Annotated in this window: 35 protein-coding genes and 1 tRNA gene; 14 read left to right on the top strand and 22 right to left on the bottom strand. The window is 64.0% G+C overall.

What is annotated here, in order from left to right; genetic code table 11:
• Positions 1–38 precede the first annotated feature (38 nt).
• From acpM to CH273_RS26015, 3 genes are all read left to right on the top strand, one after another.
• The gene (gene acpM / locus CH273_RS26025; protein WP_045199610.1) at positions 39–383 is read left to right on the top strand and encodes a meromycolate extension acyl carrier protein AcpM; all 345 of its coding nucleotides are present in this window, start codon (positions 39–41) and stop codon (positions 381–383) included.
• Between the two features lie 8 nt (positions 384–391).
• Positions 392–1,642, top strand: a complete 1,251-nt coding sequence (locus tag CH273_RS26020; RefSeq protein ID WP_032394462.1) for a KasA/KasB family beta-ketoacyl-ACP synthase — start codon at positions 392–394, stop codon at positions 1,640–1,642.
• 129 nt (positions 1,643–1,771) lie between these two features.
• Entirely contained in the window at positions 1,772–3,205 is a 1,434-nt protein-coding gene (locus CH273_RS26015) for an acyl-CoA carboxylase subunit beta (RefSeq protein ID WP_032394463.1), read from the top strand.
• A gap of 194 nt (positions 3,206–3,399) precedes the next feature.
• Here CH273_RS26015 and CH273_RS26010 read toward each other — a convergent pair whose 3' ends face one another.
• The 3 genes from CH273_RS26010 to CH273_RS26000 all read right to left on the bottom strand — a co-directional run bounded on the left by CH273_RS26010 (position 3,400) and on the right by CH273_RS26000 (position 5,401).
• Positions 3,400–3,849 carry a cold-shock protein gene (locus CH273_RS26010; protein WP_032394464.1) on the bottom strand — a complete coding sequence of 150 codons (450 nt, stop codon included), beginning with the start codon at positions 3,847–3,849 and terminating at the stop codon, positions 3,400–3,402.
• 91 nt (positions 3,850–3,940) lie between these two features.
• A complete protein-coding gene (locus tag CH273_RS26005; protein WP_032394465.1) occupies positions 3,941–4,453 on the bottom strand; it encodes a DUF3145 domain-containing protein in 513 nt (170 codons plus the stop codon).
• Between the two features lie 144 nt (positions 4,454–4,597).
• On the bottom strand, positions 4,598–5,401 hold the full coding sequence (locus CH273_RS26000) for a serine hydrolase domain-containing protein (RefSeq protein ID WP_032394466.1): 804 nt from the start codon (positions 5,399–5,401) through the stop codon (positions 4,598–4,600).
• An 85-nt stretch (positions 5,402–5,486) separates the two neighbouring features.
• Between CH273_RS26000 and CH273_RS25995 the strand changes: the two genes are divergently transcribed.
• The 3 genes from CH273_RS25995 (at position 5,487) to CH273_RS25985 (ending at position 8,508) form a co-directional block, all read left to right on the top strand.
• Entirely contained in the window at positions 5,487–7,622 is a 2,136-nt protein-coding gene (locus tag CH273_RS25995) for a molybdopterin-dependent oxidoreductase (protein WP_032394467.1), read from the top strand.
• A 68-nt stretch (positions 7,623–7,690) separates the two neighbouring features.
• Positions 7,691–7,764, top strand: a tRNA-Ile gene (locus tag CH273_RS25990).
• 78 nt (positions 7,765–7,842) lie between these two features.
• Positions 7,843–8,508, top strand: a complete 666-nt coding sequence (locus CH273_RS25985) for a YdeI/OmpD-associated family protein (RefSeq protein ID WP_256991364.1) — start codon at positions 7,843–7,845, stop codon at positions 8,506–8,508.
• Here the strand turns inward: CH273_RS25985 and CH273_RS25980 are convergent.
• From CH273_RS25980 to CH273_RS25965, 4 genes are all read right to left on the bottom strand, one after another.
• Positions 8,449–9,099: an EI24 domain-containing protein gene (locus tag CH273_RS25980; RefSeq protein ID WP_032394468.1), complete on the bottom strand. Its 651-nt coding sequence runs from the start codon at positions 9,097–9,099 to the stop codon at positions 8,449–8,451. The two genes, CH273_RS25985 and CH273_RS25980, sit on opposite strands and share 60 nt — an antisense overlap.
• Entirely contained in the window at positions 9,096–9,446 is a 351-nt protein-coding gene (locus CH273_RS25975) for a hypothetical protein (protein WP_032394469.1), read from the bottom strand. Before CH273_RS25975 ends, CH273_RS25980 begins: the two co-directional genes overlap by 4 nt.
• The gene (locus CH273_RS25970; RefSeq protein WP_032394470.1) at positions 9,443–11,233 is read right to left on the bottom strand and encodes a TIGR03767 family metallophosphoesterase; all 1,791 of its coding nucleotides are present in this window, start codon (positions 11,231–11,233) and stop codon (positions 9,443–9,445) included. The genes CH273_RS25975 and CH273_RS25970 overlap by 4 nt, the downstream gene beginning before the upstream one ends.
• A 106-nt stretch (positions 11,234–11,339) precedes the next feature.
• On the bottom strand, positions 11,340–11,807 hold the full coding sequence (locus CH273_RS25965; protein WP_032394471.1) for a universal stress protein: 468 nt from the start codon (positions 11,805–11,807) through the stop codon (positions 11,340–11,342).
• 114 nt (positions 11,808–11,921) lie between these two features.
• On the opposite strand from CH273_RS25965, the gene CH273_RS25960 reads away from it, so the two are divergent.
• A complete protein-coding gene (locus tag CH273_RS25960) occupies positions 11,922–12,677 on the top strand; it encodes a GAF and ANTAR domain-containing protein (protein ID WP_032394472.1) in 756 nt (251 codons plus the stop codon).
• 9 nt (positions 12,678–12,686) lie between these two features.
• Here CH273_RS25960 and CH273_RS25955 read toward each other — a convergent pair whose 3' ends face one another.
• From CH273_RS25955 to CH273_RS25945, 3 genes are all read right to left on the bottom strand, one after another.
• The gene (locus tag CH273_RS25955) at positions 12,687–14,153 is read right to left on the bottom strand and encodes an MFS transporter (RefSeq protein ID WP_032394473.1); all 1,467 of its coding nucleotides are present in this window, start codon (positions 14,151–14,153) and stop codon (positions 12,687–12,689) included.
• Between the two features lie 52 nt (positions 14,154–14,205).
• On the bottom strand, positions 14,206–14,337 hold the full coding sequence (locus CH273_RS28335) for a hypothetical protein (protein WP_256988301.1): 132 nt from the start codon (positions 14,335–14,337) through the stop codon (positions 14,206–14,208).
• Positions 14,338–14,477: 140 nt separating this feature from the next.
• Complete coding sequence (locus tag CH273_RS25945; protein ID WP_032394475.1) at positions 14,478–14,945, bottom strand: NUDIX domain-containing protein; 468 nt, start codon at positions 14,943–14,945, stop codon at positions 14,478–14,480.
• Between the two features lie 82 nt (positions 14,946–15,027).
• On the opposite strand from CH273_RS25945, the gene CH273_RS25940 reads away from it, so the two are divergent.
• Positions 15,028–15,669, top strand: coding sequence for a ScbR family autoregulator-binding transcription factor (locus CH273_RS25940; protein ID WP_032394476.1), 642 nt, complete (start codon positions 15,028–15,030; stop codon positions 15,667–15,669).
• Here the strand turns inward: CH273_RS25940 and CH273_RS25935 are convergent.
• The gene (locus CH273_RS25935; RefSeq protein ID WP_052049326.1) at positions 15,647–16,561 is read right to left on the bottom strand and encodes a ScbA/BarX family gamma-butyrolactone biosynthesis protein; all 915 of its coding nucleotides are present in this window, start codon (positions 16,559–16,561) and stop codon (positions 15,647–15,649) included. The genes CH273_RS25940 and CH273_RS25935 overlap by 23 nt on opposite strands.
• A 464-nt stretch (positions 16,562–17,025) precedes the next feature.
• On the opposite strand from CH273_RS25935, the gene CH273_RS25930 reads away from it, so the two are divergent.
• The 3 genes from CH273_RS25930 (at position 17,026) to CH273_RS25920 (ending at position 18,889) form a co-directional block, all read left to right on the top strand.
• Positions 17,026–17,892: a tyrosine-type recombinase/integrase gene (locus CH273_RS25930; protein WP_230596655.1), complete on the top strand. Its 867-nt coding sequence runs from the start codon at positions 17,026–17,028 to the stop codon at positions 17,890–17,892.
• Between the two features lie 13 nt (positions 17,893–17,905).
• Positions 17,906–18,409, top strand: coding sequence for a DUF2637 domain-containing protein (locus CH273_RS25925; protein ID WP_052049328.1), 504 nt, complete (start codon positions 17,906–17,908; stop codon positions 18,407–18,409).
• A 120-nt stretch (positions 18,410–18,529) separates the two neighbouring features.
• A complete protein-coding gene (locus tag CH273_RS25920) occupies positions 18,530–18,889 on the top strand; it encodes a hypothetical protein (protein ID WP_032394477.1) in 360 nt (119 codons plus the stop codon).
• A gap of 12 nt (positions 18,890–18,901) precedes the next feature.
• On the opposite strand, the gene CH273_RS25915 is transcribed toward CH273_RS25920, so the two are convergent.
• A complete protein-coding gene (locus CH273_RS25915; RefSeq protein WP_052049329.1) occupies positions 18,902–19,828 on the bottom strand; it encodes a tyrosine-type recombinase/integrase in 927 nt (308 codons plus the stop codon).
• Between the two features lie 183 nt (positions 19,829–20,011).
• Entirely contained in the window at positions 20,012–20,275 is a 264-nt protein-coding gene (locus CH273_RS25910; RefSeq protein ID WP_143546278.1) for a hypothetical protein, read from the bottom strand.
• A gap of 525 nt (positions 20,276–20,800) precedes the next feature.
• Between CH273_RS25910 and CH273_RS25905 the strand changes: the two genes are divergently transcribed.
• On the top strand, positions 20,801–21,019 hold the full coding sequence (locus CH273_RS25905) for a hypothetical protein (protein WP_032394479.1): 219 nt from the start codon (positions 20,801–20,803) through the stop codon (positions 21,017–21,019).
• On the opposite strand, the gene CH273_RS25900 is transcribed toward CH273_RS25905, so the two are convergent.
• From CH273_RS25900 to CH273_RS25875, 9 genes are all read right to left on the bottom strand, one after another.
• Positions 21,020–21,310, bottom strand: a complete 291-nt coding sequence (locus CH273_RS25900) for a hypothetical protein (RefSeq protein WP_032394480.1) — start codon at positions 21,308–21,310, stop codon at positions 21,020–21,022.
• Positions 21,294–21,452, bottom strand: a complete 159-nt coding sequence (locus CH273_RS27890; RefSeq protein WP_179275554.1) for a hypothetical protein — start codon at positions 21,450–21,452, stop codon at positions 21,294–21,296. The genes CH273_RS25900 and CH273_RS27890 overlap by 17 nt, the downstream gene beginning before the upstream one ends.
• Positions 21,449–21,700, bottom strand: a complete 252-nt coding sequence (locus CH273_RS25895; protein WP_032394481.1) for a hypothetical protein — start codon at positions 21,698–21,700, stop codon at positions 21,449–21,451. Before CH273_RS25895 ends, CH273_RS27890 begins: the two co-directional genes overlap by 4 nt.
• A 123-nt stretch (positions 21,701–21,823) precedes the next feature.
• Positions 21,824–22,132: a hypothetical protein gene (locus tag CH273_RS27495; protein ID WP_143546277.1), complete on the bottom strand. Its 309-nt coding sequence runs from the start codon at positions 22,130–22,132 to the stop codon at positions 21,824–21,826.
• On the bottom strand, positions 22,125–22,439 hold the full coding sequence (locus CH273_RS25890; RefSeq protein ID WP_052049330.1) for a helix-turn-helix domain-containing protein: 315 nt from the start codon (positions 22,437–22,439) through the stop codon (positions 22,125–22,127). Before CH273_RS25890 ends, CH273_RS27495 begins: the two co-directional genes overlap by 8 nt.
• The gene (locus CH273_RS25885) at positions 22,436–22,765 is read right to left on the bottom strand and encodes a hypothetical protein (protein WP_094638090.1); all 330 of its coding nucleotides are present in this window, start codon (positions 22,763–22,765) and stop codon (positions 22,436–22,438) included. The genes CH273_RS25890 and CH273_RS25885 overlap by 4 nt, the downstream gene beginning before the upstream one ends.
• A 49-nt stretch (positions 22,766–22,814) precedes the next feature.
• Complete coding sequence (locus tag CH273_RS25880) at positions 22,815–23,156, bottom strand: DUF4326 domain-containing protein (protein WP_032394483.1); 342 nt, start codon at positions 23,154–23,156, stop codon at positions 22,815–22,817.
• A complete protein-coding gene (locus tag CH273_RS27885) occupies positions 23,156–23,323 on the bottom strand; it encodes a YlcI/YnfO family protein (protein WP_155290786.1) in 168 nt (55 codons plus the stop codon). Before CH273_RS27885 ends, CH273_RS25880 begins: the two co-directional genes overlap by 1 nt.
• A gap of 29 nt (positions 23,324–23,352) precedes the next feature.
• Positions 23,353–23,682, bottom strand: coding sequence for a hypothetical protein (locus tag CH273_RS25875; RefSeq protein ID WP_143546276.1), 330 nt, complete (start codon positions 23,680–23,682; stop codon positions 23,353–23,355).
• Positions 23,683–23,810: 128 nt separating this feature from the next.
• On the opposite strand from CH273_RS25875, the gene CH273_RS25870 reads away from it, so the two are divergent.
• Together CH273_RS25870 and CH273_RS25865 are read left to right on the top strand one after the other, a co-directional pair.
• The gene (locus CH273_RS25870) at positions 23,811–24,011 is read left to right on the top strand and encodes a hypothetical protein (RefSeq protein WP_143546275.1); all 201 of its coding nucleotides are present in this window, start codon (positions 23,811–23,813) and stop codon (positions 24,009–24,011) included.
• 38 nt (positions 24,012–24,049) lie between these two features.
• Complete coding sequence (locus CH273_RS25865) at positions 24,050–24,286, top strand: hypothetical protein (RefSeq protein ID WP_143546274.1); 237 nt, start codon at positions 24,050–24,052, stop codon at positions 24,284–24,286.
• Positions 24,287–24,320: the final 34 nt, after the last annotated feature.

Raw genomic sequence — 24,320 nt, 5'->3', positions numbered from 1 at the left:
CCCGAGTGGCAGAAATGCACAACCGCGTCTCGAAGCACATGACTTCGGCGTTCTACACAGAAGAGAAGGGAGCCACAACAGTGGCCAGCCAGGAAGACCTCATCGCCGGACTTGCAGAGATCATCGAGGAGGTCACGGGCATCGAACCGTCCGAGGTGACCATCGAGAAGTCCTTCGTGGACGACCTCGACATCGACTCGCTCTCCATGGTCGAGATCGCAGTGCAGACCGAGGACAAGTACGGCGTGAAGATCCCCGACGAGGACCTCGCAGGTCTGCGCACCGTCGGTGACGCCGTCAACTACATCCAGAAGCTCGAAGCGGAGAACCCCGAAGCCGCGGAAGCTATCAAGGCCAAGCTCGACGACTCCGCGAGCGAGTGACAGGGCCCATGACCAACCCATCCACCGCCAACGGACGCTTCCCCAGTGTCGTCGTCACCAGCCTCGCTGCGACCACGTCACTCGCGGGTGACGTCGATGCCACGTGGAAGGGTCTGCTGAACGGCGACAGCGGAATCGCGAAGCTCGAAGACGATTTCGTCGCCGAGTACGACCTGCCTGTGCGGATCGGCGGACACCTCGCGGTGAACCCGCAGAGCCTGCTCTCGCGGGTCGAGATTCGTCGCCTGAGCTATGTCGAGCAACTGTCGACGGTCCTCGGCCGCGAGGTCTGGAAGAACGCCGGAACCCCCGACGTCGATCCCCTTCGCCTCGGTGTGTCGATCGGTACCGGCCTCGGTGGCGGAGATTCGCTGATCGACGCCAACGACAAGATGAAGGCAGGCGGCTACCGCAAGGTGTCTCCGCTCGCCGTTCAGATGGTCATGCCGAACGGCCCCGCAGCGGTCGTCGGACTCGAGCTCAAAGCACAGGCCGGTGTCATCACTCCCGTCTCCGCCTGCTCCTCGGGATCGGAAGCCATCGCACACGCGTGGCGGATGATCGTGATGGGCGATGCGGACATGGTCGTCACCGGCGGCGTCGAGGGCTACATCGACGCGGTTCCGATCGCCAGCTTCTCCATGATGCGGGCGATGAGCACCAACAACGACAACCCGAAGGGTGCGTCACGTCCGTTCGACAAGGACCGTGACGGCTTCGTCTTCGGTGAAGCGGGTGCGCTCATGGTCATCGAGACCGAGGAGCACGCCAAGGCTCGCGGCGCAACGATTCACGCCCGCCTGCTCGGTGCCGGAATCACCTCCGACGGGTTCCACCTGGTGGCTCCCGATCCGGAGGGCAAGGGTGCCGCGCGTGCGATGCAGCGCGCCATCGAGACCGCAGGCCTGCAGAAGTCCGACATCACCCACGTGAACGCCCACGCAACGGCAACTCCCATCGGAGACACCGCCGAGGCGCTGGCGATCAACAAGGCAGTCGGAAATCACGCAGCGGTGTACGCACCGAAATCCGCTCTGGGCCACTCGATCGGTGCCGTCGGCGCTCTCGAGTCGGTACTGACGGTGCTGGCAGTGCGTGAGGGAATCATCCCTCCCACACTGAATTTGGAGAACCAGGATCCCGAGATCGATCTCGACGTCGTCAAGGGCGAGCCCCGCGTCGGACAGATCGATTACGCGATCAACAACTCGTTCGGATTCGGTGGGCACAACGTAGCGCTCGCCTTCGGAAAGGCGTGATGCACTGAGTCGTTTCTTCGACTCAGCCGATCTCGCTCTCGCAGTGCATGATCCGGACCGGGGCCGTTTCCCAGGGAACGGTTCCGGTTCGGGCCTCGCCCCCTCAGGGGCCCTGAAGAAGGACAAGCGATGACTATTCTGGCCCCTGTCACACGATCCGGTACCTCGACCGATCCCCGCGATCCACTCGCCCGCCTCGAGAATCTGTTCGACGCCGGAACCACTGTCCCGCTGCACGATCGGGACAAATCCGGCATCCTCGCAGCGTCCGGTGAAATCGACGGCGTCCACACCATCGCCTACTGCTCCGACGCCACCGTCATGGGCGGTGCCATGGGCGTCGACGGCTGCAAGCACATCGTCGCCGCCATCGACACGGCCATCGAGCAGCGCGCTCCGATCGTCGGCGTCTGGCACTCCGGAGGCGCTCGCCTCGCCGAGGGCGTCGAAGCTCTCCACGCCGTCGGACTCGTCTTCGAGGCCATGGTCCGAGCGTCCGGCCTCGTCCCCCAAGTTTCCGTCGTCCTCGGCTTCGCAGCCGGCGGCGCCGCCTACGGTCCTGCGTTGACCGACGTCGTCATCATGGCTCCCGAGGGACGTGTCTTCGTCACCGGTCCCGACGTCGTCCGCAGCGTCACCGGCGAGCAGGTCGACATGGCCTCGCTCGGCGGCCCCGACACCCACCACAAGAAGTCCGGCGTGTGCCACATCGTCGCCGACAGCGAGATGGACGCGTTCACCCGCGCCCGCCGTCTGGTGTCCATGTTCTGCGAGCAGGGCGACTTCGATATCGCCGCTGCCGAACACGGTGACACCGACCTCCGGGCTCTGATGCCCGAATCGAACCGTCGCGCATACGACGTCCACCCGATCGTGCACGAGTTGCTCGACAACGTCGAAGGCGAATCGACGTTCGAGGAATTCCAGGGCGGCTGGGCTCGCAGCATCGTGATCGGCCTCGGCCGTATCAGTGGCCGCACCGTCGGGGTCATCGCCAACAACCCCATCCGACTCGGTGGTTGCCTGAACTCCGAAAGCGCCGAGAAGGCAGCACGTTTCGTTCGGTTGTGCGATTCGTTCGGCATACCGCTCGTCGTGGTGGTCGACGTACCCGGATACCTCCCCGGCGTCAGCATGGAATGGGAAGGCGTCGTGCGTCGTGGCGCAAAGCTGTTGCACGCCTTCGCCGAAGCCACGGTCCCCCGCGTCACCCTCGTGACCCGCAAGATCTACGGCGGTGCGTACATCGCAATGAACGCTCGCGCGCTCGGTGCCACTGCGGTCTACGCCTGGCCCGGCTCCGAGGTCGCCGTGATGGGCGCGAAGGCAGCCGTCGGCATCCTGCACAAGAAGGCTCTCGCGGCCGCTCCCGAGGAGGAGCGCGAAGCACTGCACGATCGCCTCACCGTCGAGCACGAAAGCATCGCAGGTGGCGTCGAGCGTGCTGTGGCCATCGGTGTCGTCGACGAGGTCATCGAACCGAGCAAGACCCGCAGCACCGTCGCCAAGGCTCTCGCGGCCGCGCCCGCGGCACGCGGAAACCACAAGAACATTCCGCTCTGATCAACCGTCCTCGCTTGCGGCCCTGACTCAGCCCCCGCCCCGTCCTCCCCGGCCGCGTGAATGGACCCTTGCAGCGCCCAGACGTATGTAATGGTCCATTCACGGTGTGGATCAATAGCGCTCCGAGTGCAACGAAGCCACATTCATCCGGAACCGAACGGGCTGCAGGGCAGGATGGAGGGGCTACCCGTCGGTCAGTTCTCGATCCACTTGTGGTCGTGAGCCATTCGCAGCATCGCTGATCGGATGTCGAGGATCTGCGCTGCCGTCACGGTTCCGTTGGACGTCAACAGTGCCTCGGTCACCTCGGCAGTGAAGTCCGCCTCGGACAGGACGTCGCAGATGACGTCTTCGAGGTTCTGATGGTCGGTCACCGGCACGGTGTGGTGGTACGGCACGTCGGGCTTGTGTCGGGTCACCAGCGCAGTCGATGCGGGACCGTCGATTATCTGTACCTGGGTGGCCTTGAGCCCTCGGTCACCGTCGACGGCGACGTACTCGACGCGAACACCCGGTGCCAACAGCCTCTTGTCGAAATCCAGATCGTTGACGTGAATGAACACGTCCTCGCCGCCCTCGTCCGGCGCTACGAATCCGTACCCCTTGAATTCGTCGAATCGAATCACTTTTCCGGTCGACAACATCGAACTCACCACTCCACGGTCGTTCCCACATGCCTACCCCAGGCACGCCCGCGAAACTACCGCGACACCGAACCCCCAGCAACTCTCACCACTAGCCGACGTTGCGGCTCAACCACGTCACTTCGGCTCCGGCTCCCCCGGTGCGGTACGGCTCGAGGGCGGCGTCCCAGTCCGACCCGAGAGCGTGCTCCACGGCCGCGGTGAGGTTGCCCTGGTTGTTCTCCATGAGGGCGCGCAAACGCATCTCGCCGAGGACCACGTCACCGTTCGCGCTCGTCGATCCACGCCACAGCCCCAGACCGGGTACGTGCGAGAATCGTTCGCCGTCGACGCCTTCGCTGGGGTCTTCGGTCACCTCGAAGCGCAGCATCTGCCACGAGCGCAGGATGCCGGCGAGGGTCGCTCCGGTGCCGACCGGGCCTACCCAGTCGGTGGTGGCGCGCAGCTGCCCGTCGGAGGCCGGCTGCGCAGACCACTTCAAATTCGCACGGCAATCGAGGGCGTCGGACAACGCCCATTCGACATGCGGGCACAACGCAGCGGGCGACGAGTGGATGTACACGACACCCGACGTCGCTTCTGCGAATTGATTCGATCCACGCATTGCACTACCTCCAGCTTCGACGAGGGACGTCTTCCCCAACGACCTCGACATGCTTCGGCTGGCTGCAGTCAATCAACACGTATGTGTACTAGTGTGCCCCGAGTTACCCCTGTTGCGCCAGTGCAATCTGTGAACGATCGGCATTCACCCTGCAAGAACGGCATCGGAGAGCTCCGGCCACAGCGGTTTCGCCCAGTCTCCGAAGGCTCGGTCGGTCAACACCACGCATGTCGTCCGCACGGACGGGTCCACCCACAGGAACGTTCCGGCCTGACCGAAGTGACCGAACGTGGCCGACGAGTTGCCGCTTCCGGTCCAGTGCGGGCTCTTCTCACCGCGCAGCTCGAACCCGAGTCCCCAGTCGCACGGCCTGTGCGATCCGTACCCGGGCACGATCCCGTTGAGGCCGGGGAACTGCACAGCCGTCGCCGACGAGAGGGTCTGCGACGCGAGGAGCGTGGGTTCCAACAACTCCGCCGCGAACTTCTTCAGGTCCGCCAGGGTGGAGCTGGCACCGTGGCCTGCCGATCCCGGTAGCGCGGTGTTCGTCATCTGCAGTGGCCGGCACACGGCCTCGTCGAGGTAGTCCGGGAAGGCGATGCCTGCTTCGGTCTCGATCAGTTCGGCCAGTACCTCGAACCCGGAGCTCGAGTAGATCCGCTTGGTGCCGGCCGGTGCCTGGACCGTGCGGTCGCCGAACGCCAGGCCCGACGCGTGTGCCAGCAGGTGACGCACCGTCGACCCTTCCGGCCCTGCGGGTTGATCGAGCTCCACCGCACCTTCCTCGACGGCGACGAGGACTGCGTAGGCACTGAGCAGTTTGGTGACCGAGGCCAGCTCGTAGACGCGATCGGTGTCGCCGACCTCCTCACGAACTCCGGAGTCGGTGACGACTGCTGCACTGACGTGGTCGACGGGCCAGGAGGACGTGAGATCGAGGGTGGTCACGATTCACGAGCCTAATTGTCGGTCGATGACGGTGCCCCGGTCCCCCGCCGGGCTACGCTCGCAGCACCTGAGTGGGAGGAATGCGATGTCGGTTGTGTATGGCTCGTGCAATCTGTGCGAGGCGATCTGTGGGCTCGAGTTCACGGTGGAGAACGATGCGGTCACGTCCGTCCGCGGTGACGAGAAGGACCCGCTCTCGCGCGGTCACATCTGCCCGAAGGCTCTGTCGTTGATCGACCTGCACGCCGATACCGATCGACTCACCACACCGGTCAAACGTGTGGGTGAGAAGTGGGAGAAGATCGGCTGGGACGAGGCATACGACCTCGTGACTGACGGCCTGATCTCGACGCGCAAGAAGTACGGGCGCAATGCGGTCGGTCTCTATCAGGGCAACCCCAACGTGCATTCGATGGGTGCGATGACCCACGGTATTCCCTTCACCTCGCTCCTGCGGACGCGTAATCGATACTCCGCCACCTCGCTGGATCAGCTCCCGCATCAGCTCGTCGATCACCTGCTGTACGGGCATCAACTGCTGCTGCCTATCCCCGACATCGACCGCACCGACTTCTTTCTCGTACTCGGCGGCAACCCGATGGCGTCCAACGGCTCCATGATGACCGTCCCCGATTTCGCCAAGAGAGCGCGGGCACTGCGTAAACGCGGCGGACGCCTGGTCGTGGTCGATCCACGCAAGACCGAGACCGCCGACATCGCCGACACGCACTTCTTCGTTCGCCCCGGCACCGATGCATTGCTCCTGCTCGCGATGATCCACGTCATCGTCGCCGACGGCACCGTGCGCGTGGCCGACTACATCGACGGCGCCGATCGCATCGCCGACCTCGTCGCCGAATTCACCCCCGAATCCGTTGCTCCGGTCGTGGGGATCGCCGCGGAGGACATCTCGGCCCTGGCACGTGATTTCGCGTCGGCGAAGTCCGCGGTGGCATACGGCCGAATGGGGGTCTCGACCCAGCAGTTCGGCACCGTGTGCCAGTGGGCGATTCAGGTACTGAACATCATCACCGGCAATCTCGACCGCCCCGGCGGTGCCATGGTGACCGATCCTGCGATCGATCTGATCAAGCAGGGCATCGTCGGCCGCGGACATTTCGACAAGTGGCGCAGCCGCGTTCGCGACCTGCCCGAGTTCGCAGGCGAATACCCCTGCTCGACGCTCGTCGACGAGATCACCACCGAGGGCAAGGACCAGATCCGCGCGATGGCGGTTCTGTCCGGCAATCCGGTGCTGTCGATGCCGGGCGGTACCACCCTGAACGACGCGTTCGCGAGTCTCGATTTCATGGTGTCGTTCGACTTCTACATCAACGAGACCTCGCGTCATGCACACGTGATTCTGCCGCCGACGATGTCTCTCGAACGCGACCACTACGACCTGATCTTCAATTCCTTCGCGGTACACAACACTGCCAAGTACATGCCGGCGGTCCTGCCCAAGAAGGCCGACGCAAAGCATGATTGGGAGATATTCCGAGACCTGTCACTCCGCTACAAGAGCGCGATGGCCGGTTCGACGATCGGTCGAGTGAAGTCGCGATTGACTCCGAAGAGCGTGATCAGCGAGGCGCGCCTGCGCCTGTCCCCCGCGCGCACCCTGGACATCCTGCTCCGCAGTCAACGAAAAGGGTTGTCGCTCAAGAAGCTTCGAGCCAACCCCCACGGTGTCGATCTCGGACCCCTGCGGCCCGGCTTCCCGCAGAAGCTGAAGACGCGGGACAAGCGGGTACAGCTGATTCAGGACATCGTTGTTGCCGAACTTCCCGCGTTGGTGGACCTGATGCACTCGAGCCCCGTTGCGACCGGTGACGAGTTGTTGCTGATCGGTCGGCGACACCTGCGCAGCAACAACTCCTGGATGCACAACACCGCCCGGCTCACCAAAGGCAAAGCGCGACATCAGCTTCTGGCCCACCCGGACGACCTGGAACACCGCGGCATCGAGGACGGGGCGATGGTGTCGGTGACCTCCGCCGCCGGAACCGTCGACATCGAGGTGGCGGCATCGGACAAGATGATGCCGGGCGTGGTGAGCATGCCGCACGGCTTCGGGCATCAGCGCCCCGGCGTGGAGCTGTCCGTTGCCACGACGGTGACGGGCCCCAGTGTCAACGACATCACCGACCCGGGCCGGGTCGACGCCGTCTCGGCCAATGCGATCTTGAACGGGGTCCCGGTGCAGGTGAGGGCGAAATAGCGCCCCGATGAACCGTCGAGGCGACGCGATTCTGTACGATTCTGCAGGCTCGTACCTGGTACGGGCATGGGGCGGTAGCTCAGTCGGTTAGAGCCGTGGACTCATAATCCATTGGTCGCGGGTTCGAGCCCCGCCCGCCCCACGACGAGGTCCGGCGTTCGCGATCTTCACCCGACAATGGGGCAGCAGATTTCCTCGACGGCGAGCACACTGAAGCAATGTGGAACCGCGGCGAGGTGGCACCGGCAGCAGTAGATTGCGCGAGCACGTGACGTCACCGGAGCCGCCGACAGCATCCGACCACCCGCCGACGTGGAAGTTCGAGTACCCGATTTTTCACGCCGAGACTCGGACACAGTGGCGTACCTGGCTCGAGCTCCATCATGCATCCACCCGTGGCGTGTGGCTGTGTTCGTGGCGCAACACCACCACCCGGTCACGGTGCCCGTACCCGGACGCCGTCGAGGAAGCCATCTGCTTCGGTTGGATCGATTCCACCGGCAGCAACCTCGACGACGAGCGCAGCGTGCAGATGTTCACGCCACGCAGGCCCAAGAGTCCGTGGACCCGGCTCAACCGAAAACGCGCAGCCGATATGGAAGACAGCGGCCTCATGACCGAAGCAGGCCGACGTGCCATCGCTGCCGCGAAGGCCAACGGCTGGTGGACGATTGCCGATCAGGTCGAAGACCTCGAGGAACCACTCGAACTGGCAACTGCCCTGAACCGAGACCCGAACGCCCGGAGCACCTGGGACGGTTTTCCGCCCAGTGCCCGCAAACAGATGCTGTGGTGGGTCGTCAGCGCTGCGCGAGACGCCACTCGCTCAGCTCGAATCGCGCACATCGTCGCCGAGGCCGCGGCCGGTCGGCGAGCCCGCGGCTGAGTGCAGTCGAAGCATCGCCGCCCTTCGATACAGCCGCGACCAAAGGATTAGCAACGCAGCGGTATTCGCCCCGAACCACAGCCACGTGACGAACGCGGCCACAACACCGGTGACGAAGAAGCCCAGTACCAGTGCCACGACCCAGGCGAGGACGTAGGCAACAATCGTGACGACTGCCGCGATTGCGCACCGCCCCGGGGACTGCCGGACAGTCGCCGACGCTGCGCGGAACGGATTTTGTTGCCCGTCGGCCACGGCCGGAAGCACCAGCAGCGCAACCAGAATCACGATGATCGGAAGCAGTGGGAACAGAATCGCCAGCGCAACGGCCACCAGAGTCAACGCCACGCACCACATCAGGACACGCGGCCGTCGCCACGCCCGACCCAGTGCATCGGACGCTTTGCCGTCCGCCACGTCGAGTGCCGTCGATGCGGTGATCCACAGTGCGATCACCAGTGCCGCGGCGGAGGCCGCAACCAGCCCCGCGAAACCGAGGGACGACGTCGGAACCGGATCCCCCAGTACGGTCAGCGCCTGAACCAGTGCCGACACGACCACCACGGCAGCGAGAACCGCACTCCCCCTCACGGTGCACCGACCGTCGAATTGCGATCGAGCACGTCCTGCACCGATCCCGAGTAGAGGACCTCCGTACCGACCTTGACCTCGACGGTGCTCGCGTCGTCCGAGGTGGCCGAACCGGTGATCGCCTCGTTGTCGGTTGTCTCCCCGGCACATTCGATATCGGCTCCGGTACCCGAGCACACCGGTGCGACCAGGATCTCGATCCCCTTCTCGAACAAGACGTCGTTCACTGCGTAGCGGAGGTCACCGAGCTCGGCACCACCGACCGGGGCGAGTGCGGCGGTCTGCGAGCACCCCGCGCACGCCACCAGCACAGACAACAGCAGGATCGTCCTGCGAACACTGTTCATCGGCCCTGCCTCGTCTCGTAGGCGATCAGTCTCGCGTGCTCGTCCAGGTGTTGCTGCTCGAGCGCGGCGTCGGTGATGCTGCTCAGATCGAACGGTGCAGGCAGGAGCAGCTCGGTGTTGCGATCGAGGCGCGAACCCCTCCGCATCAGCGGATTCTCGGCCCAGTCGTTGGCCGCCAACTCACGGCTACGGGACGCCAGATCCAGGTAGCTGCCGCTGTTTCCGGGCGTGACCGGAGATGCGTGATCGAGAACGGTGGTGAACAGCGACAGTGTCCCGTCTCGGTTGTCGACGATCTCGACCACCTGCTGCTGCTGCGGGAAATCGATGCACGACGCGGTCGTGATCTCCCAGAATCCTCGTCCGTCTCGCGAGTGCGCCAGAATCTGGTTCTGGTGGGTGTGGCCGTTGAGCCAGCCGATCACCACCGGATACTTCAGCAGCAGATCGACGAATTCGTCTGCGCCGTAGAGCTTCACCGATGGCCCTGGCCGCTGTGCTCGGTTCTCCAGTGTCAGGCTGTTGTGGTGCGTGTAGATCAGCACGAGCTTGTTCTCTGCCTGCGCCCGCTCCAATTGCTGGGTGAGCCATTCGAACTGGTTCTCCGGAACCGCACCGTCGGGGCCGGCGACGGCATTGCACGTGTCGAGCCCGAACGTGCGAATGTTCGGGGTGGGGTCTGCGGTCCACCAGGTCTCGCCGGAGTCGAGGTTGTGTTGGGTGAAGCCGTGACCGATCGGACCCGGCGTCGGGGTGGTCTCGAAGTGCTCCGCCATGAACTCGCGTTGCTCGAACAGATATCGAGCCGGATCGGCGGACACCGCGCGAAACCCCGGTCGCGCACCGGATCCCACGCCGAGCGCATCGACCATTCGTTGCAGCGGACTCGCGGTCGAGGCATAGCCGGCAAGGGCCGAGGTGGCTGTCGCCTCGAGCGTGTACGCCTTGCGACCACCGACAGCGAGCGCGTGCAGTTGCGAGGACAGATCGAAGGTGCCGAGCAACAGGGTGTCGTGGTTGCCGTACACCGAGTACCACGGCACGGGTAGACCCACCGATTCGACGGTGCCCGATATCGCCTGGTCGAGAAGGTCGGGAAGCGTCGGGAATCCGTAGTCGCCGAACGATCCTCCCGACGGGTCACCGGGCCGATAGGCCCACTGCGCCTCCGGCCAGGCCTGAACACCCTCGAAGACGTTCGCGGCCCCGCTCGTCGGCCGAACCGGGACTCCGTCGAGAACGTCTATGTACCAGCGTAGTTCGAGATGAGAATGCATGTCGGCACTGTCCCCGGTGACCACGGCCGCCCCCATCGGTGCGCCGGTGACCGGGCTGATCCGCGCATCCGCGAACGCCTTTACCATCGCCGCGGTGACGTGCACGGTCAGCGGATCCTGCGGATGGAACGCCGAGCCCCAGGCGGCATGGTCGGAGACGATCATCGGCTCGATCCGTCCGGGCGACTGCGCATCGATGACGTGCATGTCCGAGAGGTGTCCGAGGTAGAGCAACGACCGCCGGGACTGCACCCTCGACGGACTCGGCGCTCGTCCGAGGACGTCCAGGCGAGCGACGTAGGGCTCCCCCGGTCCGGTACCGAGTACGCGGTACTTGCCCGGTCCGGTCGAGGTTCGCAGGATCGTCTGCGCCAGTGTTCCGGTCCCGTCCGCCTCCACAGGTTGGGCGCGCGCAACGAGAGCCTGACCCAGCACGTGGGGTGCAATTCCCCAGGCCGCCGCGAGCGCGCCCACCCGAGCGATGAATTGTCGACGCGACAGCCCAGCCATGGAACTCCTCGGATCCTCGAGAACGGCACCACGTCCGCCTCGCATCCGACGAGGTGACTGCCTATTTTTACAGGGCCGACGGCAGACAGGCTCGATTTCGGATCGTTCAGGGCACCACGGTCACCGGCCAGCGGCCCGCCTTGACCAACCGCACCGCCACCGAACCTGCGATTCGGTGGCCCGCAGTCTCGGACGCCCCCACTACGACCGCGTCGGTGCGCAGTTGCTCTGCCACGGCGATCAGCCCGTTGTACGGGTCGCCCTGCGCGGTCCGGAACTCCCACCGCACGTGTTCCCGATCCCCGAATCGTGCAGCGGAGGCACGAACGTACTCGAGCAACTCGTCGGCTATCTGCTGGCCGGTTTCGACGAGCGAGATGCCGGCCTGGCCCCACGACGCCGTCGCAATGGGTTGCACGTACACCAACACCAGCAGAGACCGCTGCCTACGAGCGAGCCCTGCCGCATAGGCGGCGGCGCGCCAGGAGGAATCGGAACCGTCGACACCCACCACGATCGACTTCGGACCGTCGTGGCCGTACTCGAAACCGGTGGATCCTTGTGCGTCGCTCACCAGTCGAGGCTACTGCCGAGACCCGTCCTATCGGCCACCCGATCCGGTGACGGTACGGTTGATGCACTCCGAGTCCCGGTCACTCGATGCTCACACACTGGACGGAAGTAACCAATGAACGACGAATCGCAGCCGAGCGGACCTCCAGCCGTTCCTGCAGGCTCCACCGACGGCCCGGTGACCGACCCGGCCACCGTGTTCGCCGCACTGGCCGACATCGTGTACCGAGGCAGCAGCGCGGAAGAGATCTACACCGCGATCTGCAATGCCGCCGTGCTGATCGTTCCCCACTGCGATCACGCCAGCCTGATGCTGATGCGTCATGGAAAGCCCGTCACCGTTGCGGCCTCCGACGACGTCGCTCGTGTCATCGACGACATCGAGCGCGCCACCGGCGAAGGCCCGTGTCTGGACGCGATCACCAGCGAGGCGGCGCAGCTCGAGGCCGACTTCCGGACACCGACGCAGTGGCCCGCAATGGCTCGCGGTGTGTTGAACCGCACGCCGGTGCGAGGGGCCATGGGATTTCGCCTGAAGGTGGACGATCAGAAGGTGGGCGCGCTCAACCTGTTCACCGACGAGCCGGGCGTGTTCGACGCCGACAGCGCGAGCAAGGCGATCATTCTGACGGCGTTCACGGCCGTCGCCGTTGCTGCGGTCATGAACGGTCAGGAGGCGTCGACTCTGCGTGACGGACTCGAGAGCAACCGTGAGATCGGCAAGGCGATCGGCCTGATCATGGCTCTGCACGATGTGTCCGGCGACGAGGCGTTCGCCCTGTTGCGTAAGTCCTCTCAGGACCTGAACGTCAAGATCGCCGACCTCGCAGCAACCGTGGTCGATCGGCACAGCAAGGGCTTGAAGTCCTGAGCTGTGCGCTCAGTGCCCACTCTGGACCTTCTTGGGGAGCGCGAACACCAACGCCAGTGCCACGAGACTGAACGCGGCACTCACGGCCATCGCCATGGCCGCGCCGTGCAGAAAACCGGAGCCGACGGTATCGGGGCCGGTGATGTTCAGAGATCCGAACAGCACACTGCCGATGACGGCGATGCCGATCGCCGAGCCGACGCGCTGCATGGTGGAGATGACCCCGCTCGCGGCTCCCGCGTCGTCGCGATCGACGGTCGCGACGATGAACTGCGCGTTGGGTGCGATGAACGCGCCGTTGCCCAGACCTGCGATGAACAGTGGAACCAGCAACGTCCAGTGCGAGATCGTGTCGGCGGAGCTGGTCGCAAGGATGATCCACAGCCAGATCAGCCCGATCGAGACGAGCAAGGCCCCGAGTACGAGAACGGTACGACCGAGCCGGATCGTCAGCCTGTTGCTCTGCGAGGCGGCAATGATGCTGCCGATGGCGAACGGTATGGACACCAGTCCCGATGCCAGTGCCGTGTTGCCCAGCCCGGTCTGCCACAGCAGCGAGATGGTGAAGAAGATGCTCGTGAAGGCGGCGAAGTAGACGAGCGCGAGGATCACACCTCCGGTGAACGCCGGACGGGTGAACAATCGAGGCGGCACCAACGGATTCTGTCCGCGGCCGCTCCGGATCACTTCCCACCGGCCGAACAGCGCGATGAGGCCGAGGCCTGCGGCGATCGTCAGGTAAGTCCACATCGGCCAGCCCGATTCCTGGCCCTCGATCAGCGGAACGAGCAGTGCGATGAGACCTGCCGAGATGAGCAACAGTCCGAGCCAGTCGATTCCTGGGCGGGCCGTCGGTTCGGTGTCGGTCTTGCTGGGGAGCAGCACTGCAGCCGCGACAAGACCGACGATTCCGATCGGTAGGTTGACCCAGAAGACCAGCCGCCAGCCGTTCTCGTCGCCGAAAGCCTGAATGATGAGGCCGCCCGCGATCGGTCCGAGCGCCGTCGAGACGCCGATGACCGCACCCATGATGGCGAATGCCTTGCCTCGCACCGGACCTGGAAACAGCAGTTGAATGAACGCCGTGACCGCGGGGACGAACATACCGCCGGCCAGACCCTGCACGACTCGCGCGACGACCAGCTGCAGGTCGTCCTGAGCCAGCCCACACGCGAAACTCGCGAGGGTGAAGAGGGCGAGCCCGGTAAAGAAGACCCACTTGTGGCCGATCCGGTCGCCCACCTTGCCTGCCGGGATGAGAGCCAGGCCGAAGGCGAGTGCGTACCCCGAGATGATCCACGACAGAACCGACTCCGACGCTTCCAACGTGGTGCTGATCGTCGGGAGCGCCACGTTGACGATCGTGGTGTCGAGCAACGCCATGAACATTCCGAGTAGAAGGACCACGAGCGCCTGCCAGGCGCGTTTGGGAACCTCCGTTGCCGGTGGGGTTGCAGAGGCGATGCCGTCGGTCACTGTGTTGTCCTTCGTCGTTGTCGCCGGGCGGTATCGGTCGACCGATCCTCGGTCACTGGCCGATCATTGCCGTTGCGACGAAGACCCACGACAGTCCGCCGGCCAGAACCACGAACGCCGATGCGACGATTCGGCCACCCCACTGAGTCTCCACGAGGGATGTCTCCACGACAGATGTATCCACGACCGAAGTCTCGGCACGAGTTCCCTCCGAGACGGTTTTCGCGCCCGCCGTATCCATCGTCGTCATGATTCGATTCCCACCCTGCATCCGCGACCCTCGTCATTTCCGGCCGGTGGATACCCTGGGAACCCGCGCCGAAACTACCGTGCCGCGACAACCGCCTCCAGCGCGTCCAGAAATGGGTGCTGCGAGGCGAGCAACTTCGCTCTCGCCTGAGCCAGTGGAAACCACTCGACGCGGTCGACCTCGGGAAACGATGTCATGATGCCGGATTTCGGAGGCCATTCGATCTCGAATGTGTTGCTCACCGCATTCGACACATCCAGATCGGACTCGACGCCGAACGCGGTGACGATCTTCCCGCCGCGCTGCGTGACCGTGCCGAGTTCGATGTGATCTCCCGCCGGAACGTCGATCCCGACTTCCTCGCGAAATTCTCGCTGCGCCGCCGTCCACGGGTCTTCGCCGTCGGTGATCAGACCTTTGACGATCGACCAGGCTCCGTCGTCCTTGCGAGCCCAGAACGGTCCGCCGGGGTGAGCGATCAGCACATCCGGACCGTCGACTCCGACGCGGTACAACAGAATTCCTGCGCTCGTATCGACCATGGTCTCAGCCTGCCATCAATTCGCAGGAGAATGTCTTGCTGCACGCCGTGCCGCGAACCCGGGTAACAGTTATTGTCGACCGATGCAGGAGCGTGCAGCGTCCACCAGGCAGGCCGTACTCGAAGGTGCTGCCGCCAGTTTCGAGAAGTTCGGTTACGGCACAGCAAGTTTGAGCACCATCATCGCGCATGCCGGGGTCAGCAAAGGCGCGATGTATTTCCATTTCTCGTCCAAGGAAGATCTGGCGCAGGCCGTGATCGACGCGCAACTGGCCATGGCGGCGAGTGCGAGCGCCATCGTCATCGAGCGGACGCCGAAAGCGTTGGACGCCTTGATCCTGGTGAGCAAGGAGTTGGGACGCCAACTGCAGACCGAATCGATCGCCCGCGGGGGTATGCGGTTGACGTTGGAGTCGGCCATCGTGGGCAGTCCCAACGCGCAAGCGTTCGAGGACTGGGTCGGCAAGATGGGCGATCTGGCCGCACGCGCTCAGGCCGAGGGCGACATCGTCGACGGTATGGACGCACTCACGCTCGGCCGCTACATCGTCGCGTCGTTCACCGGCGTGCAGACGGTCTCGGAGATGCTGACCGGACGTGCCGATCTACAGCAGCGGCTGACCGAGATGTGGCAGATGTTGCTGCCCGCGGTGGTGCCGCGCCGACGTCTCCCGCGGGCGATGTCAGTTGCCGAGGACGCCCTTATCGACTGGAGCGATCGGTAGGAGCCAACCACGGTTCGGACGTCGCCGTGACGGACATCGCCGACAGCACCGCGCCGTCGTGCTCGAACTGAATACGGAAGACGCCGTCGGTGGAGTCCGTGTCGACGATCACCGAGCACGGGTTGGTCCACTCGGCGAATCCCATGAACCTCACCTCGCAGGAGGTGAAATCCAGTGCCGGTGTTCCGGTGGCCAAGCGTAGAGCCTGACGGGCTGCCTCGAGCATCGTGACGCCCGGCAGGTACTCGACCGAATGGTCGAACATCGCCAGGTTGCGCGGATCCGGCGCGACGACGATGGTTCCGTCGGATGTGTGCCGCGCCAGCACCACGTCGGACGGATCGAGGCGTCCGACGGAGGACGGCGGGACCACCTCGGTTCCGGCCGGCAGGAAACGGAAGTGGGGGTCGGCAACGGTCGACTTCCGAACCTGCGAATACACCTCGGGTCCGATGGTCCGGACCGACGCCGTCCCCGACGCGACGAGGTGGGTGCCGTTCAGGAGTCGGGCCGAGAGCTTCATGTTGTCCAGCGACTCGTTCTCGAACGTCACGTCGGTCGTGATCGACTCTGCGACAAGCGAGTCTTCGATGTCGTCGACCGACAGCGGGTCCAGGATCTCGAAGCGAGAGTGCTCGATGAACACCACGTGATCGAGTGGCACGCCGTGGTTGACGTGAGAGAAGAGGCTGATTGCCTGGCGTAGAGCCTCGGCCACCATCAACGAGTCGTGGGTTCGGCGAACCGGCGCGAACATGCGATGCGATGTGGGCAACTGGACCGCCGCCCGATGGGTGCCGTCGACGGTCTCGTAATCGGTCAACAGAACGTCGGCCGGAGACCGCCGATGCACGAGGTGTCGTGGAACGGTTGCTGCGTAACTCAAACTCATGAAGCCCCTTAAAAACCGACCGACCCGGTTTTTAATAGCACTGTCGAGCCACCGGGATCGCTCGTTCAGTATGTCGCGGACGACCGACAAAACTGACATCGGTCGACGGGATTCATTCATTCGATATACAGAAATAACCGTCACGATCTGTTATCTAGCTCGAACTCGCGGTACCACATGTCCGGTACGTTCCTGCGCCGCGCCTTGGCTCCGGTGGCCTACCCCCGACAGCAAAAATCCCCACCCGGCGAACCGGACGGGGACTGCGCTCCCCCACCTGGACTCGAACCAGGAACCCTTCGATTACCAGTCTGGCAACGTCCTGACCTTGGCTTTCCCCGCGGCGGCGTGAGGCAGTCATGCACACGACACACCTGCGCCCGACGCTAAATGCGTGCGACGGCTCTGGGACGAGTGTCCCAAAACCCAACCACGTCGCACGTTATCTGCGTCACAGTCACACCATGCACAAGCAAATGTATTCCTTGCCCCCTGAGTGGGAAGACGCTGTCATCCGTTGGGTCGAATGGTTGATCTCCGGCGGCGCTCCCGCGACCACCATCCGAACCCGCCGCAGTCATGTGCGTGGCGTCGCCCGCAAACTCGGATGCGAGTCTCCGGCGACCGTCACCGCCGACGACATCGTGCACGTCACCGCGCACCAGGACTGGTCGAAAGACCATCGCCGCGGCCTGAAGTCGTCGCTGATCAAGTTCTTCGACTGGGCCATCAAGGTCGGCATCGCCACCAGCAACCCGGCGATCGACCTACCGAAGGTCTCCGAGTCGCGGCCACGCCCCCGCCCGGTCCCGGACAACATGTGGGCACAGCTCATCGTCAACGCCGGACCACGCGAGCTCATGGCCGCGCGTCTGGCCGACGAGGTCGGGATGCGGCGCGACGAGGTCGCCAAGTGCCACACCAGTGACGTTCTCGAATCGTTCGACGGCTATGAGCTCGTCGTGCACGGCAAAGGCGGTAAGCAACGCACCGTGCCGATCACCGACAAACTGGCGAAGGACATCCTGCGCGGCCCGGGCGGCCACACCTACGGTCTCGGCCGGCGCGGTTACCTCTTCCCCGGCGCGGTCGACGGCCACATCTCGGCGCACTACGTCGGCAAGCTCGTCGGCGACCTGCTCCCGCCCGGATGGACCATGCACAAGCTGCGCCACCGATTCGCTACCCGGATGTACCGAGCGTGCGGCCGCGACATCATGATCGTCTGCCGCCTCCTCGGTCATTCCAACGTCGCCACCACCCAGCGCTACCTCGCCACCAGCAACGAAGATCTCCGCGCGGCAGTCAACGCACTCGCCGCCGCGGCCTGATTCAGGAGAGACCATGTCCCGATTCCTCACTGCGGCATCGATCGCAGGAACCATCCTCATCGCGCTCGGCGCGTTCTGGCTCAGCTTCACCGCACTACGAGACCTCGCCGAGAGATCCGGCGTACCGACCGGGCAGGCCTGGGTGTGGCCGCTGATCGTCGACGGCCTGGTCCTCGTCGCCACCATCGCCGTCGTCGCACTCGACGAACACCGTTGGTACGCCTGGACTCTGCTCGCTATCGGCGCGAGCCTGTCATTGGCCGGCAACTCATTGCACGCGACGTACACCGGGGAGTTGCCCGTCGCCGTCCGCATCCTCGTTGCCGCAGTACCGCCACTGTCGCTGCTGGCTGTCACCCACCTGACATACCTACTTGCACACCGACCGAACAGAATCGTGGATCCGGCACCGGTAACCGCACCCGCACCCGCACCATTGCTGACCACAGTGCGGGCAAGCGAACAGGAGATGCCTGATCTCGCGGCCTCGTTTCGCACTGCACGGCAAGCCGGATAACTCGGGCACGGCTCATGCGCTGAATCGGAGGCGAATCCCATTCATTCGTGCGAATGACGTGTCGGCACAACGTGCGCCGCCCGTAGCAACAGCTCAGGCAATGTCTGCTACACAGTTTCCATGAACATTCGAATCCTGACCGGTCTTGTTCCGCTCGCACTCCTCGTCTCCGCCTGTGGCGGTGACCCGGAACCATCACGGGTCACCGCCCAACAGATCGTGGACAAGTGCGGTCCGTCGTCCACACTCGACATGGCAACTGATGGGACTTCGCTCGAGTACAACTTCGACCCGGGCACCGAGTCGACCGAAGCCATCTACACGTGCATTCTCACCGAGTCATCCGCACCGTCCAACGTCGACTTCCAGATCAAGGAGACACGGCCGATCGACGGTACCCAAACCGCCGAGTGGGATGGATGGAAGCTTCTCTGGAGCTACGACGGTGACACCTCACGCATGCAGCTGAGTGAGGCCTAAGCCCCCACCCAGTCACGCCACCGCGCCGAGATACGCAGCGAGGGTGTGTGCGGCATGGGTGTCGAGGTTCCGGCGGCCGCGGTCGTAGATGCCGATGGTCGTTGAGATGTCGGCGTGACGCGCGGCGATCTGCACCTCCCGTAGTGGGACACCTGCGTCGATCGCGTTCACGATCATGCTGTGCCGGAACGTATGTGGCGTCACACGCATCGCGATCCCGGCATGTTTGGCCACACGGGTGCACACTTTCGCGGCCGAGTGCCGGACCATGCGCGATCCGTCGCGCCGCCGAAGCAGCGGACCCTCGGTGCGGCCGTCGACGACCGCATCGATTGCCCGCATGACGACGGCGGGTTGCGGGACGATGGCCCGCGCGCCGCCCTTCTGGGTGAAGGTCATGACGCGATGGCCACGGGAGTAGCCGAGAACATCAGGGACGTCGAGGCTGCACACCTCCGATACTCGTAAACCGTTGTAGCCCATGATGACGACGAGGGCGTAGTCCACGGGCGAGGAGTCGTACGCCTGGCGGCACACAGCCTGCAGTTCGTTGCGGTCCAGGTGCACCTTCGTGTTCGTGTCCCGACGATCTTTCGGCAATTTCAGCAGGCGCGCAGGGTTTTTCGTGACCAGGTCGTCGTCCAGGGCGATCTCGTAGAACAGTTTCAGTGTGCCCATCCGGTGCCGGATGGTCGAGGCGCAGTTGTGTCGTTCCTCGGCGAGGTGTCGCATGTACATTTCGAGGTGCGGCCTTTGCACCGCGAACATGTCGAGTCTTGTTCTGTCGCACCACAACAGGAAGATATCCATGTCGGATCGGTACGACACCCGAGTGTTCCCGTCCCAGCGTTGCAGGAACGATTCGACGTACAATTCGCGATCGATCGGGGTCAACGACTGCGGGACAGCGGACAGCACGGTACCGTTCAGCACGGTCACACTCCAATTTCAGGATTGGTGGGTGGCAAGGCCTCGTCCGGTGCTCGAACACCGGCCGGGGCCGCTTCTAATTCTCGCCACAGTACGCCCGAAACGGGCACACCGGTACCGATTTCGGACACGAAAAAGCCCCACCCGCAACGGATTGCGAGTGGGGCTTCGTTGTCGAGCAGACCGGTCAGATCAGAGAACGGTCTCGTCCGTGCCGGTCTCGTTCACGCTGACCTCTCCCGTTTCGAGAGTGCCGCCGGTGTCACTACCACTGTTGTCGACGGCGGCGTCGGGCACGATGCCCTTGACGGGATCGAGCAACGTGCGAATCTCCGCGGCGGTATCCGCGTCGGCACCGGTCGCCTCGATGATCTTCGTCGCTGCCTGATCGACCTCGATCGCGATGGCCTCCCGGACCTCGGCGATGGCCTTGGCGGATTCGATTCCTACTGCCATGATGATGCTCCTTCGGTTGTATTCCATCGATGCGAGCACGGCCGCGAGTGCGACCGCTCCGCCTATCTGCCACCACACAGGGCGACACCTCCTCCTGTTGAGAAGCGTTGCGATCGGGCGATACTCACCGATCAGTTCTTGGGCCACCAGCAGCCATCAGCGCCACCACCTCACGCATCGGTTCGCACGGGTGTTCGAGTTCTGCTAGCTTGATTGTCAGCGGGACGCGGTCGGGAAGGGAAGCCTGGATCGTGTCCCGCGACTACGTTTGGGAGGCGCGCCTGTGGAGCTGTACCGGATCGGCGACAGATGGGCCGAACCAGCACCGACGCACTGCCCGCGCGGTCACGCACTACGCGCCGGCCGGGTCCTCGTCGGATCGCAGGCCTGTTCCTGCGAGATCCACCACCACAGAACCCATACATGCCGAGAATGCGGCGCGGTGACCCACTTCCCACCCATGACCGCCGAATGCACCGACAGCAGTTTCGACGGCCGCGCCCGATAACCGGGCATAATCAGGTCATGGCATCCGTGTACCTCGTCGACACCATCAGCTACGAAGCGCGCGGTGGCATGGCCGAGCCATTCGCCACGCTCGAGGGTGCGATGGCCAGTCGGCCATGGGTCACGGAATGGACCTACGAGTGCGACGCCGAGACCGGGCGCGAAACGTGGACTCAATCCGGCAGGAAGTCGGTGCAGGACGTCGAAGAAATCCAGTTGGTCGAGATCGGACCCTAGCTAGATCGCGAGGTCGGCAATGATGTCACGCGACCGCGAGACTGCTTTCATCTGATCGATGATCCCCTTCGCCTGTCGCGTCTGCTCTGCCTGCACTGCTTCGATCGCGAGGCGCGTGAGCTCCAATGCGCCACGGGATTCCTGGTGTGTGAGCTCGACGTAGAAGTGGTTGTTCTCGTCCCGGTACTCCACGCGGTACTCGTGAATTCCATCTGGCCCGCTCAGGATTCGAGTGACGTGAAGCGATCCGATCGAGTCGGCGTTGATGTTCAGGTCAACGTGCAGCGTCATAGCCGCTTCCGTCCTCACGTGTGTTGTGGATGATGACGTCGTCCGAGCCCTCGTACCGGTAGCCGTAGCGGCCGTCCGGGAGCAGCACCCAGCCGGCCTGTCCTTCGTCGGCGGGCGGGGTGAACGTGTTGCCGTCGGTCATCGAGATTCGTCCTCGTCGACGATCAGGTCCGAGAGCGACACGGCCGCGAACGGCTCGCGACGAACGTCGAGCCCGACGTACTGGCGAGCACTGTGGGCCTCGAAGTTGTGGGCGTCGATCTCAGGAAGGTCGAAGTGCTCGCCGGGCTGCGCGTCGGTGATGTCCTTGACGGCGGTGAAGTCGCAGCCTTCGCGGCCACACGTCCACCTCATGGTCCGACTACCGGTGCGCATCTCCTGTACGAGCATGAGGCCAGAATACTGCCACCCGGTGAGCTGTGCCGGAGTGTTGCAAACGCACGCATAATATCGCTGCTCGAGCAATATTATGCGCGCCAATGCAACACAGCCTCGGGCACACTTCTCTGCAGTTCAGGTGTCCGCGGGTGAGGGACGCATGGGATACCAGAGCCGTGTCGCGTCGCGCTCGATCAGACGTTGACCGGCTTCTCTGACGCCTCCAGTGCCGTAGAGATCGACCGCGATTTTCTGTTCGCCACGGACGCGCCCAAGCCAGTCGACGAGGGTGATTTTCACAGACCCTGTCTCGGCATCGACGCAATTCCAGCTGAGCCATTCAGGGGCGCTCGGCAGGTACGCGGAGTAGGACGAGTGTCGGCAGTCATCCCAATCGCCACCGCACGTCCAGCACGATTCGGACTCCTGCGCTGCCTCACTCATGGTCCATCTCCTCGAGTCGTCGTCGTGCTTCTGCCTGCCGCGCCCGGAGTGCTTCCTGGTCGGCTCTCGCCTTCGCCCACGCCGCCGACTGCTCCTTCGACGGCCAACCACCCGCACGACCCCAACGCTCGATCGTGTTGACGCTGATGCCGGAGACTCGGGCGACTTCCCGGACCGACCCGCCCGCAATCAGCGCGGCCACGACAGCGGCGTGCAGTTCCTTCTCCGCTGCCTCCGCGCCGATCACCGCAGCACGTAACCGCTGCTCCTCGACCGTCGGGACAACGCCGCGTTTCTGCGGAGTCACCGTTTGCGTATGTCGCGCAAGAACTCCTCGGAGACGCGCACCGGCTGATCCATGATGCGAATCGTCGGCTGCCCTTCCGAGTCCTCGGTGATTGCGTAGCGCTCAGCCTTGCGTGTAGCGATCCTCCATGTGCGGAACCGATGGAGTGCTGTCGCAAGTTTCTCGACGTGATCCTCGGTCAGCGAGTACGGAACACCCAGCAGGCTGATCTTCCCCGTATCGGGATCCCACTGGGCGCGACCATCCTCGTTCTCGTGGTCACTCAGAAATAGCCGCCAGAACGGATCTCCGGTCTGCGATTTGCCGTCGGGCATGAACTCCATCATGGCTACACCCTACCTCTGATGTGTCCCCACGGTGGGGACAAACCTACTGTTATGTGCCGTTTGCGAGCTCCAGCAAGACGTCTGCGTGACACGGTTGATCAAGCGGGCACCAGCACACCAGTAGTTGGCCCTCCAGCTCCGCTCGAACCTGCTCGGGAGTGACTGCAAGCACGTATCGCCCCATTGCAGCCGAGAACAGCTCGACGGTGTCACGAGCATTTAGTGGTTCGCCGTCATCACCACTGAATAGCAGGTCCGCACCGATCCATGCGCTTTCGTCGCCGACTCGATAGGGATTGCCCCACTTGGTTGGTCGACCGACATAGACGGCACCCTTCGGCATCCGCCAACCCTTCGTCCGCTTCCGCTGAACTCGTTCCGGATTCGGCATTACTCCCGACCTCGTTTCTTGTCGGTGCGTTTGACGTACCCGACGAGTGCACGCCGCACCACATCCGACAACGTCTCCCCGTTGAACTCAGCCGCAGCGCGAGCCGCGTCGTACAGGTCGTCGTCGATACGGAATCCGCGGATGGTGGTCTTGGGCTTGTTCGGCACACGCGGAACGTTAGCCGGTGTTCCAACACTCATGTCGTACGTGCGCCCAGGAAACGCAGCTCTTCGGCCCGGTAGCGCCACTCGATCAAGCCTTCGTCGGACCAGACCGTCCAGAGCCCATCCGGGTCGGGACGTGCGCTGTACATCTTGAGTGGCTCCCCGTCTGCTTCGGCGATGTCATCGGCGAAGAAGACCGGACGGCCGGCGCAGTACCGGCGAGGCTCTTCGGCTTCCTTCTCCATCTGCTCGGCCATGCCGGTCAGCTCGTGAGCAATCGACGCGGGAAGCCCCGTGTCGAAGATCAATCCAGCTACCGCCCGAACCATTTCCGGTGTCACTTCAATTTCGGTGTTTGACATGCGTCAATCTTAGCCCGGTGTTGGAACACCCGTCAACTGCGGTGTTCCAACACCTGTTACAACACCTCGCGTTATGCGCCCGTTCGGAGAGGGTCGTTCAAACAGCCGACTCTGTAATGTTTCGCTTCATGGCAACCAGCAATGACTCGTCCTGGACTCTTCTTGAAACCATGCTCAAGGAGGGCGGTCTGACCGTGAAGCTCGCCAAGCGGTATCAGACCGAGGGCGACGGCGACTACCTTCCGGAAGCAGTTCGCGGAATCCTTGCAAAGGAGAAGCCGACACACGCCGCGATCGACTCCTACATCGACGGCTACTACGCCAACTGAGGAACCCTAATGGCGGGCGGTACGGCATGATGTCGCGCATGGACAGACCACCGCTGCCCGCCCAGACCGTATGCAAGCTGGTGCTGCTCCTCGCAGTCTTCTATCTGGCCGGACTCGCACTCGGTGGCGCGGGATGGGTCTACCTCGGAGCTGCAATCGCCATCCTTGTTATCTGGGCCTTCATCGACAGACCGTTCCTGCATTGGTACGAAACCCGTCAGATCACCGACACTGCCCGATGGTTCGTGCAGCGAGTGCGGTCGAACCTCCGCTGAGACGAGCAATTCCGTCCGGGTGCGGCACAATGCG

Origin of the sequence: Rhodococcus sp. 05-339-2, from assembly GCF_002258965.1 — a bacterium.
Lineage (GTDB): Bacteria > Actinomycetota > Actinomycetes > Mycobacteriales > Mycobacteriaceae > Rhodococcoides.
This window is presented reverse-complemented; position numbering and strand designations above follow the sequence as displayed.

What these genes read in the sequence shown, in the direction of transcription:
- CH273_RS26005 (WP_032394465.1), bottom strand. Translation starts at nt 4,453, where the DNA reads ATGCGTGGATCGAATCAATTCGCAGAAGCGACGTCGGGTGTCGTGTAC.
- CH273_RS25930 (WP_230596655.1), top strand. Translation starts at nt 17,026, where the DNA reads ATGCACAAGCAAATGTATTCCTTGCCCCCTGAGTGGGAAGACGCTGTC.
- CH273_RS25905 (WP_032394479.1), top strand. Translation starts at nt 20,801, where the DNA reads ATGGCATCCGTGTACCTCGTCGACACCATCAGCTACGAAGCGCGCGGT.
- CH273_RS25920 (WP_032394477.1), top strand. Translation starts at nt 18,530, where the DNA reads ATGAACATTCGAATCCTGACCGGTCTTGTTCCGCTCGCACTCCTCGTC.
- CH273_RS27890 (WP_179275554.1), bottom strand. Translation starts at nt 21,452, where the DNA reads ATGACCGACGGCAACACGTTCACCCCGCCCGCCGACGAAGGACAGGCC.
- CH273_RS25970 (WP_032394470.1), bottom strand. Translation starts at nt 11,233, where the DNA reads ATGGCTGGGCTGTCGCGTCGACAATTCATCGCTCGGGTGGGCGCGCTC.
- CH273_RS25865 (WP_143546274.1), top strand. Translation starts at nt 24,050, where the DNA reads ATGGACAGACCACCGCTGCCCGCCCAGACCGTATGCAAGCTGGTGCTG.
- CH273_RS25895 (WP_032394481.1), bottom strand. Translation starts at nt 21,700, where the DNA reads ATGCTCGTACAGGAGATGCGCACCGGTAGTCGGACCATGAGGTGGACG.
- CH273_RS25870 (WP_143546275.1), top strand. Translation starts at nt 23,811, where the DNA reads ATGGCAACCAGCAATGACTCGTCCTGGACTCTTCTTGAAACCATGCTC.
- acpM (WP_045199610.1), top strand. Translation starts at nt 39, where the DNA reads ATGACTTCGGCGTTCTACACAGAAGAGAAGGGAGCCACAACAGTGGCC.
- CH273_RS25995 (WP_032394467.1), top strand. Translation starts at nt 5,487, where the DNA reads ATGTCGGTTGTGTATGGCTCGTGCAATCTGTGCGAGGCGATCTGTGGG.
- CH273_RS27495 (WP_143546277.1), bottom strand. Translation starts at nt 22,132, where the DNA reads ATGAGTGAGGCAGCGCAGGAGTCCGAATCGTGCTGGACGTGCGGTGGC.
- CH273_RS25875 (WP_143546276.1), bottom strand. Translation starts at nt 23,682, where the DNA reads ATGTCAAACACCGAAATTGAAGTGACACCGGAAATGGTTCGGGCGGTA.
- CH273_RS26010 (WP_032394464.1), bottom strand. Translation starts at nt 3,849, where the DNA reads ATGTTGTCGACCGGAAAAGTGATTCGATTCGACGAATTCAAGGGGTAC.
- CH273_RS25880 (WP_032394483.1), bottom strand. Translation starts at nt 23,156, where the DNA reads ATGCCGAATCCGGAACGAGTTCAGCGGAAGCGGACGAAGGGTTGGCGG.
- CH273_RS25885 (WP_094638090.1), bottom strand. Translation starts at nt 22,765, where the DNA reads ATGATGGAGTTCATGCCCGACGGCAAATCGCAGACCGGAGATCCGTTC.
- CH273_RS25940 (WP_032394476.1), top strand. Translation starts at nt 15,028, where the DNA reads ATGCAGGAGCGTGCAGCGTCCACCAGGCAGGCCGTACTCGAAGGTGCT.
- CH273_RS26015 (WP_032394463.1), top strand. Translation starts at nt 1,772, where the DNA reads ATGACTATTCTGGCCCCTGTCACACGATCCGGTACCTCGACCGATCCC.
- CH273_RS25935 (WP_052049326.1), bottom strand. Translation starts at nt 16,561, where the DNA reads ATGAGTTTGAGTTACGCAGCAACCGTTCCACGACACCTCGTGCATCGG.
- CH273_RS25910 (WP_143546278.1), bottom strand. Translation starts at nt 20,275, where the DNA reads ATGGCAGTAGGAATCGAATCCGCCAAGGCCATCGCCGAGGTCCGGGAG.
- CH273_RS25945 (WP_032394475.1), bottom strand. Translation starts at nt 14,945, where the DNA reads ATGGTCGATACGAGCGCAGGAATTCTGTTGTACCGCGTCGGAGTCGAC.
- CH273_RS25900 (WP_032394480.1), bottom strand. Translation starts at nt 21,310, where the DNA reads ATGACGCTGCACGTTGACCTGAACATCAACGCCGACTCGATCGGATCG.
- CH273_RS25925 (WP_052049328.1), top strand. Translation starts at nt 17,906, where the DNA reads ATGTCCCGATTCCTCACTGCGGCATCGATCGCAGGAACCATCCTCATC.
- CH273_RS25975 (WP_032394469.1), bottom strand. Translation starts at nt 9,446, where the DNA reads ATGAACAGTGTTCGCAGGACGATCCTGCTGTTGTCTGTGCTGGTGGCG.
- CH273_RS25960 (WP_032394472.1), top strand. Translation starts at nt 11,922, where the DNA reads ATGAACGACGAATCGCAGCCGAGCGGACCTCCAGCCGTTCCTGCAGGC.
- CH273_RS26020 (WP_032394462.1), top strand. Translation starts at nt 392, where the DNA reads ATGACCAACCCATCCACCGCCAACGGACGCTTCCCCAGTGTCGTCGTC.